The following is a 15,845-nucleotide window of genomic DNA, read 5'->3' as shown; positions in this document are numbered from 1 at the left end:
GGCTTCACGAATCAGCCGTCTCGCATTACCAGCGCGCCGTCACGCTCCCGATCACCGTGCGGCCCGTGCCGTAGTAGCACTGCACGGTGGTGTTGCAGCCCGCGACGTAAGTGCGGTCGAACAGGTTGGTCGCGTTCAGTTGCAGGCGCCAGCGCCAGCCGATGTCAGCGTGCAGCGAAGCGTCGAAGAGCGTCACCCCCGGCACCGAAAACGAGTTGGCGGTATCGCCAGCCGTCTGGCCCAGATAGCGCACGCCAGCGCCGGCACCGAGCTTCACGTCGCCGATATTGCCGAAGTTGTAGTCGGCCCAGAACGACGCCATGTTGCGCGGCACCCCATACGGGCGCTTGCCCAGATCGGCGTTGTTGCTGCGGGTGACTTCCACGTCCTGATACGTGTAGCTGGCCACGACATTGAGCTTGTTCGTCAGGCTCACCTTGCCTTCGAGTTCCACGCCGCGCGAGCGCACTTCCCCGGTCTGGATCGTGTTGCGCGTATTGGCCGGGTCAGCCGTCGACACGTTCTGTTGCGTGAGATTGAACAGGGACGCGGTAAAGAGCGCGTTGGTGTTCGTCGGCTGGTACTTGATGCCGATCTCGTACTGCTGGCCGGTGGTCGGCTTGAGCGGGTCGCCCGCGAGGTTGGTCGACAGCGTGGGCAAGAACGACGTCGAGTAGCTGAAGTACGGCGAGACGCCGAAGCTCGACTCGTACAACAGACCGGCGCGCCACGTGAACTTGTTCGGCGTCTGCTTCACGGTGGTCTTGGCGATGTTGTTGTCGGTCGTCAACCACGTGAAGTCTTCGCGCCCGCCCAGCGTCAGATACCAGCGGTCCCAGCGCATCTGGTCCTGCAAATACAGGCCGAGCTGCGTTTGCGTCTGATCGGTGCTGGTCGTCGGGTTGGCCGGCAGCACGCCCTTCACGCCATACACCGGTGCGTAGAGGTCGAGCGATGGTGCCGAACCGGTCCACACGCGATTCAGAAAACGTTGCGACTGAAAGTCTGTGCCGGCGACCACCTTGTGCGCGACCGGGCCGGTCTTCGTGTCGTACTGCACGTTGTTGTCCATCTGCCAGCCGTTCAGGATCGGCTCGGCCTGATAGGCGGTGCGTTGCAACGTGCGTTGGTCCGCGAGCAGCGCGGTGCCGTAGATCGACTTGTAGTCGAGGTCCATGTGCGTGAAGCGCACGCTGGAGCGCAGTTGCAGCGCGTCGTTGAAGCGGTGCTCGAAGCGGAAGCCCGTAGCGACTTGCGTCTTGCGATAGCGGTCGAAAGCGGGGTCGCCGGTGAGCAGTTCACGGTCGATGCGTCCCCAGCGCGACGGCGTCACCATGCCGATGGCCGGGCCGTAACTGACCGACGAGCCCATGTTGTCCTGCAAGTAGTTGAAGAACCACGTGAGGCTCGTCTGCGCATTCGGGCGCCACGTGATCGACGGCTGAATCATGATGCGGTCGTCGGTCACGTTGTTGGTCTGCGTGTCGGCCAGACGGCCCAGACCGGTGATGCGATAGAGCAGTGTGCCGTCGTCATTGACCGGGCCCGTCACGTCGACGCGCAACTGGCGGCGGTCGAACGTGCCGTAGTCAACGCCGATTTCACGATACGGCTCGGCGCTCGGCACCTTGCTCACCAGGTTGACCAGACCACCCAGATTGCCCGCGCCGTAGAGGATCGAGCTGGGACCGCGCAGCACTTCCACGCGCTCCAGCGTGTACGGGTCGACGCGAATGGCGGCGTAGCTGCCCGGGCGGTTGGCGATCTGCGGAATGCGCAGGCCGTCCCAATACGCATCGGCGTTGAAGCCACGGATGTAGAACCAGTCGGCGCGCGTGTCGCTGCCGTACGGGTCGGCGTTCACACCGGCGGAGTACTTGAGTGCGTCGCTAACCGTCTGCACGGCCTGATCGTTGAGTTGGTCGCGCGGAATCACGCTGATCGACTGCGACGTCTGCATGATCGACGTGTCCGTTTTCGTCGCGGTATCGCTGCGCTGCGCCACGTAGCCGACCACCGGGCCACGCGCGACGTCGCGATCTGCACGCGCGTTGACGTCGGTCGCGGGCAGCGCCACGGCCGCCCCTGTTGCCGGTGCACCGCCGTTGGCGCCGGGCGCCACGATGTAGCCGCCGTTGGGCTGGCCGGTGGCTTGCAGGCCGGTGCCTTCAATCAGGATCGCCAGCGCGAGCGAGGGCGTGTAGTTGCCGGAGACCCCGGCCGTGCGCTTCTCGGCGATCTGGGCGGCGTCGTACGAGATCATCAGCCCGGTCTGCTGGGCGAACGCGACGAGCCCCTGTTGCAGCGAGCCGGCGGGAATGTGCAGCGGCTGTGCGGGGCGGGTTGCCGTTGCCGCTGTGGTGCCTGCCGGCGACGTGGCGTCGGCGGCGTGGACCTGTGCGCTCACGGCAAAGACGGCGAAGGCGGCCAGTGAGACAGCGCGGCGGGCAGTGGCAACGCATGCAACAGAAGCACGAGCGGCACGCGGCGGCGTGGGGCTGACGTGAGAAGACATGACGGCGGATTCCTTTCTATGGAGCATCGAACATCGAAATGGGCATTCCTTCCTATGCCCCGCGAGATTCGAAAACCCCTCATCCGACGGCAAAAAAGTTTTTAGCGGGCGGTGCCTGTCGCCCGGCGACCGGGGCGGCGATCGACGTACCGCGCGCGGTTCAGGTGTGCGTACGGTCCCCGCCGAAGGTCCGGATCGTGCGGATACGCCCTGGCGGCTCGCCGGTTTGCGTGCCTGGCAGCACACGCACCCACCAGCGGGTATAGCGCTCGACCTCGACCGGCAGCGCGCGCGCGAGCATGTCGAGCACGCGCTCGGTGTCGTCGACCGGATAGATTCCCGAGACCAGCAGGTTGGCCACTTCGGGTGCGCAACCGAGATGGCCGCGACGATAGCGGCTCAATTCGGCGAGGAACTCGCCGAGCGGCATGGCGTGCACGACGAGCATGCCTTGCGTCCATGCCGCGACGGCATTGGCGGCGCTGGTGTCGTCAAAGCGTGAGCGGATGGCCGTGGCGTCGAAGGTTGCCCCCTGACCGGCGGTGAGCACGATGGCATTCCCGGCGGCGTCCGATGGCGTTACGCGCACGGCGCCTTCGAGCACGGTGACCGAAGCGGTGTCGTTCTGCTGACGCACGAGGAAGTGCGTGCCGAGGGCCTGCAAGCGGCCGTGTGCCGTATCGACGAAGAACGGTCGATGGCCGTGGTCGGCATCGGCACCCGTGGTGACGGCAATTTCGCCGCGAAGCAAGCGCAGGCGGCGGGTGTCTTGCGTATAACGCACGTCGACCGCCGAATCGGTGTTGAGCGCGAGTGAAGTGCCGTCGTCCAGTTGCACGGTGCGGCGCTCGCCGACACGGGTGCTCAGGTCGGCGCGCAGCGATTGCACCGTCGCGCTGTCGCGTGCGGTCCACGCGGCCCCGGCGACCGTCGCCAGCGCAAAGAGGCCGAGTACACGGCGGCGTGACTGGCTCGTCGCGGCCTTGCGCGCCGTCATCCGCAGCAGCGTGCCGTGGGCGACAACGGGGGGAATCGTGCGCAGCTGGCTGCCGAAGTCGACCAGTAGTTGCCATGCCTGCGCGTGCTGCGGGTGCGCGTCATGCCAGTGTTGCCAGGCGGCCTGATCGGCGGCGCGGGCGCTGGTCTGCGCATCCGTCGCCGCGCTGCTCGTGCCGCCAGTGGACATTTCGTGCGATTGCAAACGGACGAACCACTCGGTGGCGGCCAGCGTGACCGATTCCGGCAATGGGGCGCCAGCGGTGTGCGAGTGGGCGCTCATGGACGGTGGCTCCCGAAGCAGCAGGCATGCAGCGCCTTGACGATATGGCGTTGCACGGTGGCAATCGAAATGCCGACGGCTTCGGCAATATCGCGTTGGGCGAGGCCATCGAGTTGCGACATCAGGAACACACGGCGAACGACGGGCGGCAGGCCGTCGAGGCGGCGGTCGATGTCGATGAGGGTCTGGAGCAGGATGGCGCGCGTTTCCGGATCGGGCGCGACGGCTTCGGGCTGTGCGGCGAGCGTGTCGAGATACGCGCCTTCGATCTTGCGATGGCGATGCAGATTGGCGACGAGGCCTTGTGCGACGACGGTGAGGAATGCGCGCGGTTCGCGCGGGCAGACGGGGGCGTCTTTACTGAGCAGACGCACGAAGGTGTCGTGCGCGAGATCGGCCGCGTCGCCGTGGTTGCCGAGCTTGCGGTGCAGCCAGTTACGCAACCAGCCGTGGTGATCGTGATAGAGCGCGGCCACGCCGGACGCTTCGGCGCGTGCGTGGTCTGAACGGCCCCCGGTGTCGTCACGCATCATGATCTTGGCTCGGCCGCGGGCTTGCGCTGCCGTCACTGATTCAACAGTTTTGTTGGTTAATGATAATCATTCGCATCATATCATGTCACGCATGGGGCGGCGACGGGTGGGAAATAAATGCGGGGGAGTGGCGCGCGGGAGGGGGACGCAGGCGATGCGGGGCGCAGAGTGGCAGGCAGTCCGCCGGGGGGAAGCGGTAGGTGGTGGCAGGTAGCGGCAGGTGGCGTCAGTCCCGAAGCCAGTTTTCAATCTTCAGGCCGGGATAGGCGGTGAAGTCGCGTTCGTTGTTGGTGACGAGCACGACATCGAGCGATGCCGCGTGTGAGGCGATCAACTTGTCGAGGTGATCCTTGCGGCGCTCACGGGTGGCTTCGCGGATCGGCCCATAGGCGGTTGCGGCGGCCGCATCGAAGGGCAAAACCGGAATGTCCTCAATCAAAGCCGCAAGGTGGCGACGTTCCCGTACGGGTTCTGTGCACACGGAAACCCCGTAGCACAGCTCGGCAAACGTGATCGCCGACATTACGACGTCACCCACCATGCATTGCGCGAAGCGCTTTGCGACGGCTTCCGGTTGGTGCTTCATCAGGTAGATGCAGATGTTGGTGTCGAGCATGTAGCGTGGCATTACAGGGCCTCGCGATCCGATTGCTCCTGCGGCTCGCGCCCGTCGCTCATGACATCGGCACCGAAGCGCGCGAACTTGTCGAGCACACCAGAGAGCGGTCGCCGACGCGGCCGGATGCGCAGTTCGTCGCCGACGCGCTCGATTTCCAGCTCGATATCGGTAGTTTCGTAAGCCAGGTCGGCAGGGATGCGTACGGCCTGTGAGTTGCCGTTACGAAAGGCGCGGGTGATGTGCATGAGCGGCTCCAACTGGAAAACATCGTGCTCATACTTTAGGCGCTGTATCGGCGAATGTAAATACATATGTGTGTACGTCGATGTGGCGTGATGTGTGCTGGAAGACAAGGCAGGGCTCCCGAAAATTAGGACTATCGGCAATGGGGGTATGGGTGAGGTGCTGTACAAATATACAGTACAATCGCCCCATGCCGAACGGAGCGTGGATGCTGTCAGCGCCTGTCGTATCGGCCTGATACAGTAGTTCCCCCGAGGCGCGCATGCGCACTTTCAGACGTCAACCAAGCGGCCCTGAACAATTGGATAATTCGTCCTCGAAACCCGACCTGTCGACAAACCCGGCGACAACCCCGGCAACGCCGTCGACCACGCCGTCGCCTGCATCGTCGGCCAACCACGCCATTCGCATTCGTGGCGCCCGTCAGCACAATCTCAAGAATCTCGACGTCGATCTCCAGACCGGCGAGATGACGGTCGTGACCGGTCCGTCCGGCTCCGGCAAATCGAGTCTGGTCTTCGACACGCTGTTTGCCGAAGGCCAGCGTCGCTACGTCGAGACCTTCAGTGCTTACGCGCGTCAGTTTCTCGACCGCATGGACCGCCCCCAGGTCGACCATGTGGAAGGCGTGCCGCCCGCCATCGCCATCGATCAGACCAACCCCGTGCGCAGTTCGCGCTCGACGGTCGGCACGATGACCGAGCTCAACGATCACCTGAAACTGCTGTTCGCCCGTGCGGCGGCGCTGTTCGATCGCGAGACGGCGCAACCCGTGCGCCACGACACGCCCGAGACCATCTACGCGGAACTGATGACGCGCACGGCGCAGGGCGACCCGCGACTGGTCGTCACGTTCCCGGTGGAACTGCCGGGCAGTGTCACGCCCGACGAGGTGACGCAGTGGCTCTCCGCTTCGGGTTACACCCGCGTGCAGGCCGAGCGCGAAGTCGTGAGTGCCACCGGCACGCGCAAGGTGCTCGACGTGGTGGCCGACCGTTTCCGCTTGCAGAACACCGAGAAGGCGCGCGCGATGGAAGCCATCGAGTCGTCGCTCAAGCGCGGCCGCGGCCGTGTGAACGTCTACGTGCTCGCGGAAGAAGGTGAGCCGGACATCTGGCGGTATTCGCAGGACCTGCACTGCCCGGATAGCGATCTGCATTACGCCGATCCGCAGCCGGCACTGTTCTCGTTCAACTCGGCCTACGGCGCCTGCGAGGCATGCCGAGGCTTCGGGCGCGTGATCGGTGTCGACCTCGGTCTGGTAATTCCCGACGAGCGCAAGACGCTGCGCGGCGGCGCGATCAAGACGATTCAGACGCCCGCATGGAAAGAGATTCAGCAGGACTTGCTCGAATACGCCGGTAAGGCAGGCATTCCGCGTGACACGCCATGGTCGAAGCTCTCGCCCGAGCATCAGGAATGGGTGATCGAAGGCGACCCGACGTGGAAGGGCGAGTGGAACAAGCAGTGGTATGGCGTGCGACGCTTCTTCGGCTATCTGGAGTCGAAGGCATACAAGATGCACATTCGCGTGCTGCTCTCGAAGTACCGCAGCTACACCACCTGCGATACCTGCGGCGGCGCGCGTCTCAAGACGGAAGGTCTGCTGTGGCGTCTGGGGTCGAAAGAGAACGCCGACGCCGTGCTGCCGCCGTCGCAACGCTTCATGCCGCGCGGCGTGTCGTGGTCGCGCGCGCAACTCGAGGCACTGCCCGGCCTGACCATGCACGACCTGATGCTCATGCCGATTTCGCGCGTGCGTCAGTTCTTCGATTCGCTCACGCTGCCGTCGAGCCTGCTCGACGATGCACTCAAGCTGCTGCAAGAGGAAGTCGGCACGCGACTGAAGTATCTATGCGACGTCGGCATCGGCTATCTCACGCTCGATCGCCAGAGCCGCACGCTCTCCGGCGGCGAAGTGCAGCGGATCAACCTGACGACGGCGCTGGGTACCTCGCTCGTCAATACGTTGTTTGTGCTCGACGAGCCGAGTATCGGCCTGCACCCGCGCGATATGGACCGCATTGTTGCCGCGATGCATCGCCTGCGCGATGCGGGCAATACGCTGGTAGTGGTCGAGCATGACCCGGCCGTCATGCTGGCGGCCGATCGTGTGATCGACATGGGGCCCGGCCCCGGCGAGCGCGGCGGTCAGATCGTGTTCGACGGCACGCCCGACGAAGTGCGCAACGCCGACACCCTCACCGGCAGTTATCTCGGCGGGCGCAAGCACGTGGCGAACGCGTCGAACTGGCGGGCGCGTCCGGTCGATGCCGACACGCCGCGCCTGTCGCTCACGGGCGTGCGCGAACACAACCTCAAACAGATCAGCGTCGACATTCCGTTGCAGCGGCTTGTCTGCGTGACGGGCGTCTCGGGTTCCGGCAAGTCGACGCTCGTGCAGGATGTGCTCAGCCCGGCACTCGCGCGTCACTTCGGTGACCCGACCGAGGCGCCCGGTGCCCACGATGAATTGGTGGGTGCCGAGCAGTTGTCGGGCGTCGTGTTCGTGGATCAATCGCCCATCGGCAAGACGGCGCGTTCGAACCCGGCAAGTTACGTCGGTGCGTTCGATGAGATTCGCAAGCTGTTCGCGGCTGAACCGGTAGCGCTGCAACGCGGCTACAACGCCAGCACGTTCAGCTTCAACTCGGGCAACGGACGTTGCCCCACCTGCGGCGGCTCGGGTTTCGAGCACGTGGAAATGCAGTTCCTGAGCGACGTGTATCTGCGCTGCCCGGACTGCGATGGCAAGCGCTATCGCGCCGAAGTGCTCGACGTGAAGATTCAGCGCGCCGTGCCGGGTGAAGCCATGCGCGAGTTGAGCGTGTCGGATGTGCTCGACCTCACGGTGAACGAGGCGGTGAAGCTGTTCTCGTCGGATCGCGACGTGCTGCGTGTGTTGCAGCCGATCGTGGATGTCGGACTTGAATACGTGAAGCTGGGCCAGCCCGTGCCGACGCTCTCGGGCGGTGAAGCACAGCGTCTCAAGCTCGCGGGTTTTCTGGCGGAAGCCTCGCAAAAGAAGACGGCAAGCGGCCAGAAGGTGGCGCATCGCGGCCGCCTGTTCATCTTCGACGAGCCGACGACGGGCCTGCACTTCGACGACATCGCCAAGCTGATGCGCGCGTTCGGCAAGTTGCTCGACGGCGGCAATTCGCTGCTGGTGATCGAACACAATCTCGACGTGGTGCGCGCTGCCGACTGGATCATCGATCTGGGACCGGAGGGCGGTGAAGGCGGCGGCGAAGTGCTTTGCGCCGGTACGCTGGCCGATGTGGTGGCATGCCCCGGCTCGCATACCGGCAAGGCACTGGCCGACTACGAGCGCAATATCGTGGCACCTGCACAGGCCGTGGCGGCAAGCACAAAGGACGATGCCGGCATGCCGTTGCAAACCGCCTTGCGTGCCGCGCGCGCCCATCGTAAGCCAGCGGGTGGCGACGCCATCCGGATCATCAATGCGCGCGAACACAATTTGAAGTCGCTCGACGTGGAGATTCCGCGCGGCAAATTCAGCGTGATCACGGGCGTGTCTGGCTCGGGCAAGTCGACACTCGCGTTCGACATTCTGTTTAACGAGGGGCAGCGCCGGTATCTGGAGTCGCTGAACGCGTATGCGCGCTCCATCGTGCAACCGGCGGGGCGTCCGGAAGTCGATGCCGTGTACGGCATTCCGCCGACGGTGGCCATCGAGCAACGTCTGTCACGTGGCGGCCGCAAGAGTACGGTGGCGACGACCACGGAGATCTGGCACTTCCTGCGGCTGCTGTACGTGAAGCTCGGTATTCAGCATTGCATTCACGACGGCGCGCCGGTGACGGCGCAGAGCCCCGATTCCATCGTGGCGCAATTGATGCGCGACCGGCGCGGTCAGCACGTCGGTTTGCTGGCACCGCTGGTGGTAGGCCGCAAGGGTATCTACACCGATCTGGCGAAGTGGGCCAAGGCGCGCGGGCATTCGCATCTGCGCGTCGACGGCGTTTTCCTGCCGGTGGATCCGTGGCCGAAGCTTGATCGCTTCCGCGAGCACACCATCGAGTTGCCCGTCGGTGACGTGGTGATCACCCCCGAGAACGAAGGTCTGCTGCGTACGTTGCTCGCGGCGGCGCTCGAATTGGGCAAGGGCGTCATGCATCTGCTGGCGCCGCTCGACGGTCTGGGTGACGCCATGACCAGTGACCAACCCGGCGAAGGCGTCGGCAAGATCGAAGTGTTTTCGGTCAAGCGTGCGTGCCCGGTGTGCGGCACAAGCTATCCCGATCTCGATCCGCGCATGTTCTCGTTCAACAGCAAGCACGGCTGGTGCACGACCTGCGTGGGCACGGGGCTCGCGCTCACGCGTGAGCAGCGCGAAGCATTCGACGACACGGTGCTCGGGCAAGACAACCGCGGACGCGAGCATTCGCTGCCGTCGGAGGAGCAAGAACCGGAAGACGTGGGCGATCAGCCCTGTCCGGACTGCCACGGTGCGCGACTGAATCCGGTCGCGCGGGCCGTGACCTTTGACGAAGAGGCGATTTCGGACGTTGCGCAGTGGACCGTCACCGACGTTCGCCACTGGGTGCAAGGGCTGCATCTGCATGGCCGCGATGCGAGCATTGCGCGCGACCTGATCAGCGAAATTCAGGGCCGCCTCGAGTTTCTGGAAGAAGTGGGGCTGGGCTACCTGACGCTGGACCGTGCGGCGCCGACACTCTCGGGTGGCGAGTCGCAGCGGATTCGTCTGGCGGCGCAACTCGGCAGCAATTTGCAGGGCGTGTGCTACGTGCTGGACGAGCCGACCATCGGCTTGCACCCGCGCGATAACGGCATTCTGCTTGGCGCGCTGCGCAAGCTCGGCGACCAAGGCAACACGCTGGTGGTGGTCGAGCACGACGAGGACACGATTCGTCGCGCTGACCACATCATCGATATCGGGCCGGGGGCGGGCAAACGCGGCGGTACGCTCGTTGCGCAGGGAAGCGTGGCCGATCTGGCGGCGCATCCCGATTCGCTGACGGGCAAGTTCCTCGCGCATCCGTTGCAGCACCCGCTGCAACCGCGTCGCGAAGTCGTTGCGCCGAAGAAGGGCACGGAAGCGGTGCCGCCGAACTGGCTGACGGTGCATGGCGCAACGCTGCATAACCTGAAGAACGTCACGGCATCGCTGCCGCTCTCGCGACTGACGGCGATTACGGGCGTCTCAGGCTCGGGCAAATCGACGTTGGCACGCGACGTGTTGATGACGAATTTGCTCGACGCCGTAGGCCGTTCGGTGATGTCCTCACCGGCCGAGCGCCGCGCCCGTAAGGGCACGGTGCGGCATGCGGTGAAGGCGGACGGTAAGCCGCGCGCCAAGTCGGAGGTACCGGCGGAACCGCGTCGCGCGGTGACGCATGCGTGGCACGGCTGCGAGTCGGTGACCGGCTGGGAGACGATCGACCGGGTGCTCGAAGTCGACCAGACGCCGATCGGCAAGACGCCGCGCTCGTGTCCGGCAACGTATATCGGCTTCTGGGACACGATCCGACGTCTCTTTGCCGACACGCTGGAAGCGCGTGCGCGTGGTTACTCGGCCTCGCGCTTCTCGTTCAACACGGGCGACGGGCGTTGTCCGGCGTGCGAGGGGCAGGGCGTGCGCACGATCGGCATGAGCTTCCTTGCCGATGTGAAGGTGTTGTGCGACGTGTGTCACGGCCAGCGATTCAATGCCGAAACGTTGGCGGTAACGTGGCGTGGCAAGAGCATCGGCGACGTGCTGACGATGGAAGTGGACGAAGCGGTCGAGTTCTTCGCGTCGATGCCGAGTATCGGGCACCCGTTGCAGTTGATGAAGGACGTGGGGCTCGGTTACCTGACGCTGGGGCAGCCGTCGCCGACGTTGTCGGGCGGCGAGGCACAGCGTATCAAGCTGGTGACGGAGTTGACCAAGGTGCGCGACGACATTACGCGCCGTGGTCAGAAGTCGCCGCACACGTTGTATGTGCTCGATGAGCCGACGGTGGGGCTGCACATGGCCGACGTGGCACGTCTTATCAAGGTGCTGCATCGTCTCGTGGACGGAGGACACACCGTCGTAGTGATCGAGCACAACCTCGACGTCATCGCGGAAGCCGACTGGATCGTCGACATGGGACCGGAAGGCGGCAAGGATGGCGGCACGGTGGTGGCGGCAACATCACCGGATGCGCTCGCGAAGGTGGCGGCAAGCCATACCGGTATCGCCCTCAGGCCAGTGCTGGCGCAATCGGCTGCCAAGGTCGAAGAAGCGGAAGCGGTGAAGTAACCGCAGGACTTCCGCTGAGCAGAAAGACAAACGGGACGCTTCGGCGTCCCGTTTGCTTTCTAAAGCGCTCACGTCATCAAACGCACTGCATCAGACATACCGCGTCACCCTTGATCGCTCGTCACGAGGTCACCGATACGACGCGGCACAATCGTCATCAAAAGCCCGGCGACGATGCAGACGGCACCCAACGCACCGAAGCCACCGAGCATGTCTCCGAAACATGCGAAGGCGAACAGTGTGGCGAACAACGGGTCACTGGTCTCGATGATCTGTACCTTGCTTGCCTCGCCGTGCGAAATCGCCAGTGTTGTGAAATAGAAGCCGCCAATCGTAGGCAGCAGAATCAATGCTGACAAGATGACCCAAGCCCACCCGACCGGTACGGCAAACCCCTGATGCAACGAGAGCAGCAGCAAGTAGAGACTGCCGAATCCAAACAGCCAAGTGAGCTGCGGGAGGCCACTCCCCACGTCCCATAACTTCGACAGAAAGATGAACAACGCGTAACCGAGGCCACCGCATAAGGCGAGCGCAACACCCAGATAACTTCCCGTCACACCGCCTTCGAACAGGCAGATCAGTGCAACGCCGGTGACGATGGAACCGAACGCAGCGACCTTTCGCCGTGCGATCTGCTCCTTTAAAACCAGCGTCGAAAGCACAATCGTGACACCCCCCGCGGCGTAGGTCAGAAAAGAGACCAGCGGAATCGATGCCTCAGCGAACGCCCAGGTTTCGAAAGCGTAGAGGCAGAAGATGCCCAGCAACGCGAGCAGTGCAAAAACGGGCCAGCGGCTCGCCAGTCGCACCGTTTGATCGCGCAACGTCCGTCGTGCACAGCAGTAACTTGCGATCACTACAAAGGCGCCAAAACATTTCCAGAACGCGATGTTCGTCGGCGTCAAACCGTAGCCGAGTCCGACACGAGTGAGCGGACCGATCGTGCCATTCAATGCGGCGGCAATGAGTGCGTAGACTTCGGGACCCCGCGCAAATCGGATGAACATGGTCGGGGCTCGTAAAAAGAAACGACCTCGCATTCTGTCAGCTTGCGCTGAAGCATGGAGGTCGTTGCACGGCGTCGCGAGGCTTTTCAGAATTTGCCGATGACCCGAATTACCCGAGTCATCGCATGCCGACAGCTACCGCATCACTACTTCAGTTGCCGCGACAGACGCATCAGAACTTATGACGCAGCCCGGCGTAGTAAGTCACCTGATTGTCGTGCCCGTTCAGGCGCACGCCGGAGCCGCCGGTCCATGACGTGGTCGACGTACCGAACAGGCCGGACCAGTCGCCGTTCACGTGATCGTAGGCACCGGCCACATAAACGTCGGTGCGCTTCGATAGGCGATAGTCGAGGATCGCGTAAGCCGTTTGACGTGTGCCGCCGAAGTTGCTCGCCGACGTGTTGTTGTACATCCACGCACCCGTGAACGAAAGCACCGGGTTGAAGTTGTACGTCGCGCCGAGCGTCAGGAACTGATCGCGGCGTGCGGCGCTGAACACCGAGCCGATCGACGCCGTCGAGCTGGCCGTCGCCGGGGTGCTCATGTTCGTGATCGACGCGAAATCGACACCACCGTTCGTCACGTCGAAGCCTGCATCACGCTGGCTTTGCAGGTAGTCGGCGTAGAACGTGGCCGGACCAAACGCGTACTTGGCACCCAACACCCACAGCTTGGCCGTGCGGCTTTGCGTATCGCGCGTTTGCTGCAACTGCCCCGTCATCTTCAGACCGCTGCCTTCATACGACAAACCACCCGAGAGCGACGAGCGTGCCGAACCCTGACCCGCGATACCGCCCAACGCGTACTGCAAGTTCACCCCAATCGCGCCGAACGACTTGGTGTACGTCAACGCATTGTTAAAACGCTGACCAGTGAGATACACCTGCCATGAGTTCGTCGCCGGCGCACCGACCGACAACGGATCGACCGCCGATACCGCGAGCAAGGCGCCCGTGTACTGACGGCCAATATCCACTTCACCGAACGCGCCCGACAACCCCACGAACGCCTGACGGCCGAACAACTGACCCTGCTGATCGAAACCGCCGTTGTTGACCGTGAGGCCGTTTTCCAGCACGAAGCGCGCCTTCATGCCGCCGCCCAAGTCTTCACTACCGGTCAGGCCGAACCGGCTGCCCGACAGAAAGCCCTCGCCGCCCTGCTGCACGCTGAAGGTCTTGCCACCCTGCGGGCTGGTGTTGGTCTGCATCACCACCGCCGCATCAAGCACGCCGTACAGCGTGACGTTCGATTGCGCAAACGCGCTCGGGGCGACGCTGGCAAAACACACGCCGGCAGCGGCGGCGATCAGGGAAGGAAGCGGATATTTCATGAGAGTTCCGATCGGTCTTGAAGCACGAGAAATAGACGGAGCCATGGCAGGTTGCCGGCCCTCGATTCAAAAAATTGACGCAAAAACGCCCCCGCGCTCCCGTCTTCAAGACAAGGGAACGACGTCATGTCGTCGCAGAGGAGCCACTCGACACAGGTCCGGCGCAGTCGCCGGCGAACCGGTTGTGTCAGGGCGTTGGCGGCAGCCAGGCACGTCGCGCGGGTTTGTGACCCAGCACGGGCGTGTCGCGGTTCAGCCTGTCGCCTTGGGGAAAAGTCGGGCGACTCGACTCACATCGAATCGCCCGGGTCCATCAACCACCTTTCGTGTTACGCGGCCTTTTGCAGCACCGTCATCGGGCCGTACAACTCCAGCAGACGCGCATACTCCGTCTCGCTGTAGAAGTCGCACTGATAGCGCTGGCGGTCGGTGTACTGAATCGCCACTTCCACACAGAAGCGCACGGCTTCCGCGATATCCACTTCATGGCTCGCGCTGCCGCCGCTGCCCGCCACGGCCGCTTGCGCCGTGATCGGCACGCCGACCACCGGTGCTTCGGTGGCCACCGTCGGCTGCATGATGCTGTTGATGTGGTACAGGCCGTTGTCGTAGTCGGTGATGTCCTGCGTCGTCAGCGGCATCACACGCGGCAGATGGCCGGTCGTCTGCTGCATGATGTTCAACAGACTGTCCGACACGCGCAGCAAATACCCTTGCTTGGATGTCGGCGTGATCGCGAAACCGCGCTCGTTGAACACGCGGTTGCCCTTGCTCGTATCGACCGACAGAATCGCATCCATGGCGGCGTCGACTTCGAACTGGTTCATCGTCGTCGAGCTGCACGGCATGCCCATGAAGTCGACCGGCTGGCGCGGCGTGATCGGCGCATCGGTGCACAGGTGCGTGGTGACGATGACGTCGCCCTGCAACGTGTCGCCACGTGCCCGCAGTTGCGCGAGCTTCAGGCCCGCGGCGATCACCGCCGTCGCGCCGTCGGCATCCGACACCTGCGCGATACGGTCGGGACGTGCACCGATCGCGCCGTTACGGCCGATCAGGCCCAGCGTCGGGGCCGTGCCGCCGGCCGTCTTGCCTGCCGCACCCGGCACCACAATCTTGATGAAGTCGGCCACGCGGCCTTCGGTCACACGCTCCACCGTGACCGTTACGCCGGCGTCGGTGTAAGGCGCGAACAAGGCGACGATGTCGTCGCCGTTCACGCTCGGCAGGTCGATGAGTTCATACACCGCCAGGGTTTGCTGCAATGCCATGTTTCTAAACCTCTTGAATCTGCTTTGTTACCAGAGACGCCGTAGCGACCTCAGATCGATGCGAGCGAGAACGTGCTGCCCGTGGCGATCTTGTCGATGGCGCCGCCCTGCTTGAAATACAGCGCGTCGAATTCGCCGAGCACAGTGGCGTTCTCGCCCTGCACGTGCAGCGCGGTGCCTTCCGGAATGCCGACAACGCGCTCGTCCGGATTGATGCCGAGGTACTCGGCCAGACGCTCTTCGCGCGACTCGCCGTTATGACCGGCCGGCTTGCCGCTGATGAAGTGCGGGTTCACTTGGAACGGAATCAGGTTCAGTGCCTTGAGCGTGGGCGGCTCGACGATCGGCATGTCGTTGGTGGTGCGGATGGTCGGGCACACGACGTTCGAACCGGCGCTCCAGCCCACATACGGCATGCCCGCATTCACGCGCTCGCGAATCAGACCGACGATGCCCGCGTTGTACATGCGATCGAGCAGGGCAAACGTGTTGCCGCCGCCGACAGCCACGGCTTCCGCCTGTTCCACCGCTGCGCGCGGGTCCTTGTGGTGATGAATCGATTCGAGTTCGTAGCCGAGGCGCTCGAACACCGGCTTCACACGCGATTCGTACTCGTCGTAGCTGAACGTGATGCCGCCCGCGTAGGGCACGAACAGCACGCGCTTGGTGCGCCCCTTGAGCAACGCGTGCAGTTGGTCGTCCGCATGCTCCAGATAGCCCAGATTGCCCTTGCGGGAGCTGCTCATCATCAGAATTTGTTTCATGGCTTAT

10 protein-coding genes are annotated in these 15,845 nt (G+C 63.9%); 1 reads left to right on the top strand and 9 read right to left on the bottom strand.

Features of this window, described 5'->3' with window-relative positions:
- Nucleotides 1–25: 25 nt before the first annotated feature.
- The 5 genes from CDV46_RS04020 to vapB form a co-directional block, all read right to left on the bottom strand.
- On the bottom strand, nt 26–2,515 hold the full coding sequence (locus CDV46_RS04020; RefSeq protein ID WP_140413291.1) for a TonB-dependent siderophore receptor: 2,490 nt from the start codon (nt 2,513–2,515) through the stop codon (nt 26–28).
- A 160-nt stretch (nt 2,516–2,675) separates the two neighbouring features.
- Nucleotides 2,676–3,794, bottom strand: a complete 1,119-nt coding sequence (locus CDV46_RS04015) for a FecR domain-containing protein (RefSeq protein ID WP_087721854.1) — start codon at nt 3,792–3,794, stop codon at nt 2,676–2,678.
- A complete protein-coding gene (locus CDV46_RS04010) occupies nt 3,791–4,327 on the bottom strand; it encodes a sigma-70 family RNA polymerase sigma factor (protein WP_254915920.1) in 537 nt (178 codons plus the stop codon). Before CDV46_RS04010 ends, CDV46_RS04015 begins: the two co-directional genes overlap by 4 nt.
- Nucleotides 4,328–4,553: 226 nt before the next feature.
- Nucleotides 4,554–4,955: a type II toxin-antitoxin system VapC family toxin gene (locus CDV46_RS04005; RefSeq protein WP_087721853.1), complete on the bottom strand. Its 402-nt coding sequence runs from the start codon at nt 4,953–4,955 to the stop codon at nt 4,554–4,556.
- Nucleotides 4,955–5,191 carry a type II toxin-antitoxin system VapB family antitoxin gene (vapB, locus tag CDV46_RS04000; protein WP_087721852.1) on the bottom strand — a complete coding sequence of 79 codons (237 nt, stop codon included), beginning with the start codon at nt 5,189–5,191 and terminating at the stop codon, nt 4,955–4,957. The genes CDV46_RS04005 and vapB overlap by 1 nt, the downstream gene beginning before the upstream one ends.
- Nucleotides 5,192–5,592: 401 nt before the next feature.
- On the opposite strand from vapB, the gene uvrA reads away from it, so the two are divergent.
- Nucleotides 5,593–11,457 carry an excinuclease ABC subunit UvrA gene (gene uvrA, locus CDV46_RS03995; protein WP_176399015.1) on the top strand — a complete coding sequence of 1,955 codons (5,865 nt, stop codon included), beginning with the start codon at nt 5,593–5,595 and terminating at the stop codon, nt 11,455–11,457.
- A 104-nt stretch (nt 11,458–11,561) separates the two neighbouring features.
- Here uvrA and CDV46_RS03990 read toward each other — a convergent pair whose 3' ends face one another.
- The 4 genes from CDV46_RS03990 to pepE form a co-directional block, all read right to left on the bottom strand.
- A complete protein-coding gene (locus CDV46_RS03990; protein WP_087721851.1) occupies nt 11,562–12,467 on the bottom strand; it encodes a DMT family transporter in 906 nt (301 codons plus the stop codon).
- Nucleotides 12,468–12,639: 172 nt separating this feature from the next.
- Nucleotides 12,640–13,803: a porin gene (locus CDV46_RS03985; RefSeq protein WP_087690535.1), complete on the bottom strand. Its 1,164-nt coding sequence runs from the start codon at nt 13,801–13,803 to the stop codon at nt 12,640–12,642.
- Nucleotides 13,804–14,132: 329 nt separating this feature from the next.
- The gene (locus CDV46_RS03980; RefSeq protein WP_058376704.1) at nt 14,133–15,074 is read right to left on the bottom strand and encodes a DUF1177 domain-containing protein; all 942 of its coding nucleotides are present in this window, start codon (nt 15,072–15,074) and stop codon (nt 14,133–14,135) included.
- A 50-nt stretch (nt 15,075–15,124) separates the two neighbouring features.
- Entirely contained in the window at nt 15,125–15,838 is a 714-nt protein-coding gene (gene pepE / locus CDV46_RS03975) for a dipeptidase PepE (RefSeq protein ID WP_087721850.1), read from the bottom strand.
- Nucleotides 15,839–15,845 lie beyond the last annotated feature (7 nt).

Source organism: Pandoraea sp. PE-S2T-3 (assembly GCF_002179965.1).
Classification (GTDB): Bacteria; Pseudomonadota; Gammaproteobacteria; order Burkholderiales; family Burkholderiaceae; genus Pandoraea.
This window is presented reverse-complemented; position numbering and strand designations above follow the sequence as displayed.

Excerpts from the sequence above, each read along its gene's own strand:
- CDV46_RS04015 (WP_087721854.1), bottom strand. The coding sequence starts at position 3,794 with ATGAGCGCCCACTCGCACACCGCTGGCGCCCCATTGCCGGAATCGGTC.
- pepE (WP_087721850.1), bottom strand. The coding sequence starts at position 15,838 with ATGAAACAAATTCTGATGATGAGCAGCTCCCGCAAGGGCAATCTGGGC.
- CDV46_RS04020 (WP_140413291.1), bottom strand. The coding sequence starts at position 2,515 with ATGTCTTCTCACGTCAGCCCCACGCCGCCGCGTGCCGCTCGTGCTTCT.
- CDV46_RS03985 (WP_087690535.1), bottom strand. The coding sequence starts at position 13,803 with ATGAAATATCCGCTTCCTTCCCTGATCGCCGCCGCTGCCGGCGTGTGT.
- CDV46_RS04005 (WP_087721853.1), bottom strand. The coding sequence starts at position 4,955 with ATGCCACGCTACATGCTCGACACCAACATCTGCATCTACCTGATGAAG.
- CDV46_RS04010 (WP_254915920.1), bottom strand. The coding sequence starts at position 4,327 with ATGATGCGTGACGACACCGGGGGCCGTTCAGACCACGCACGCGCCGAA.
- CDV46_RS03980 (WP_058376704.1), bottom strand. The coding sequence starts at position 15,074 with ATGGCATTGCAGCAAACCCTGGCGGTGTATGAACTCATCGACCTGCCG.
- vapB (WP_087721852.1), bottom strand. The coding sequence starts at position 5,191 with ATGCACATCACCCGCGCCTTTCGTAACGGCAACTCACAGGCCGTACGC.
- CDV46_RS03990 (WP_087721851.1), bottom strand. The coding sequence starts at position 12,467 with ATGTTCATCCGATTTGCGCGGGGTCCCGAAGTCTACGCACTCATTGCC.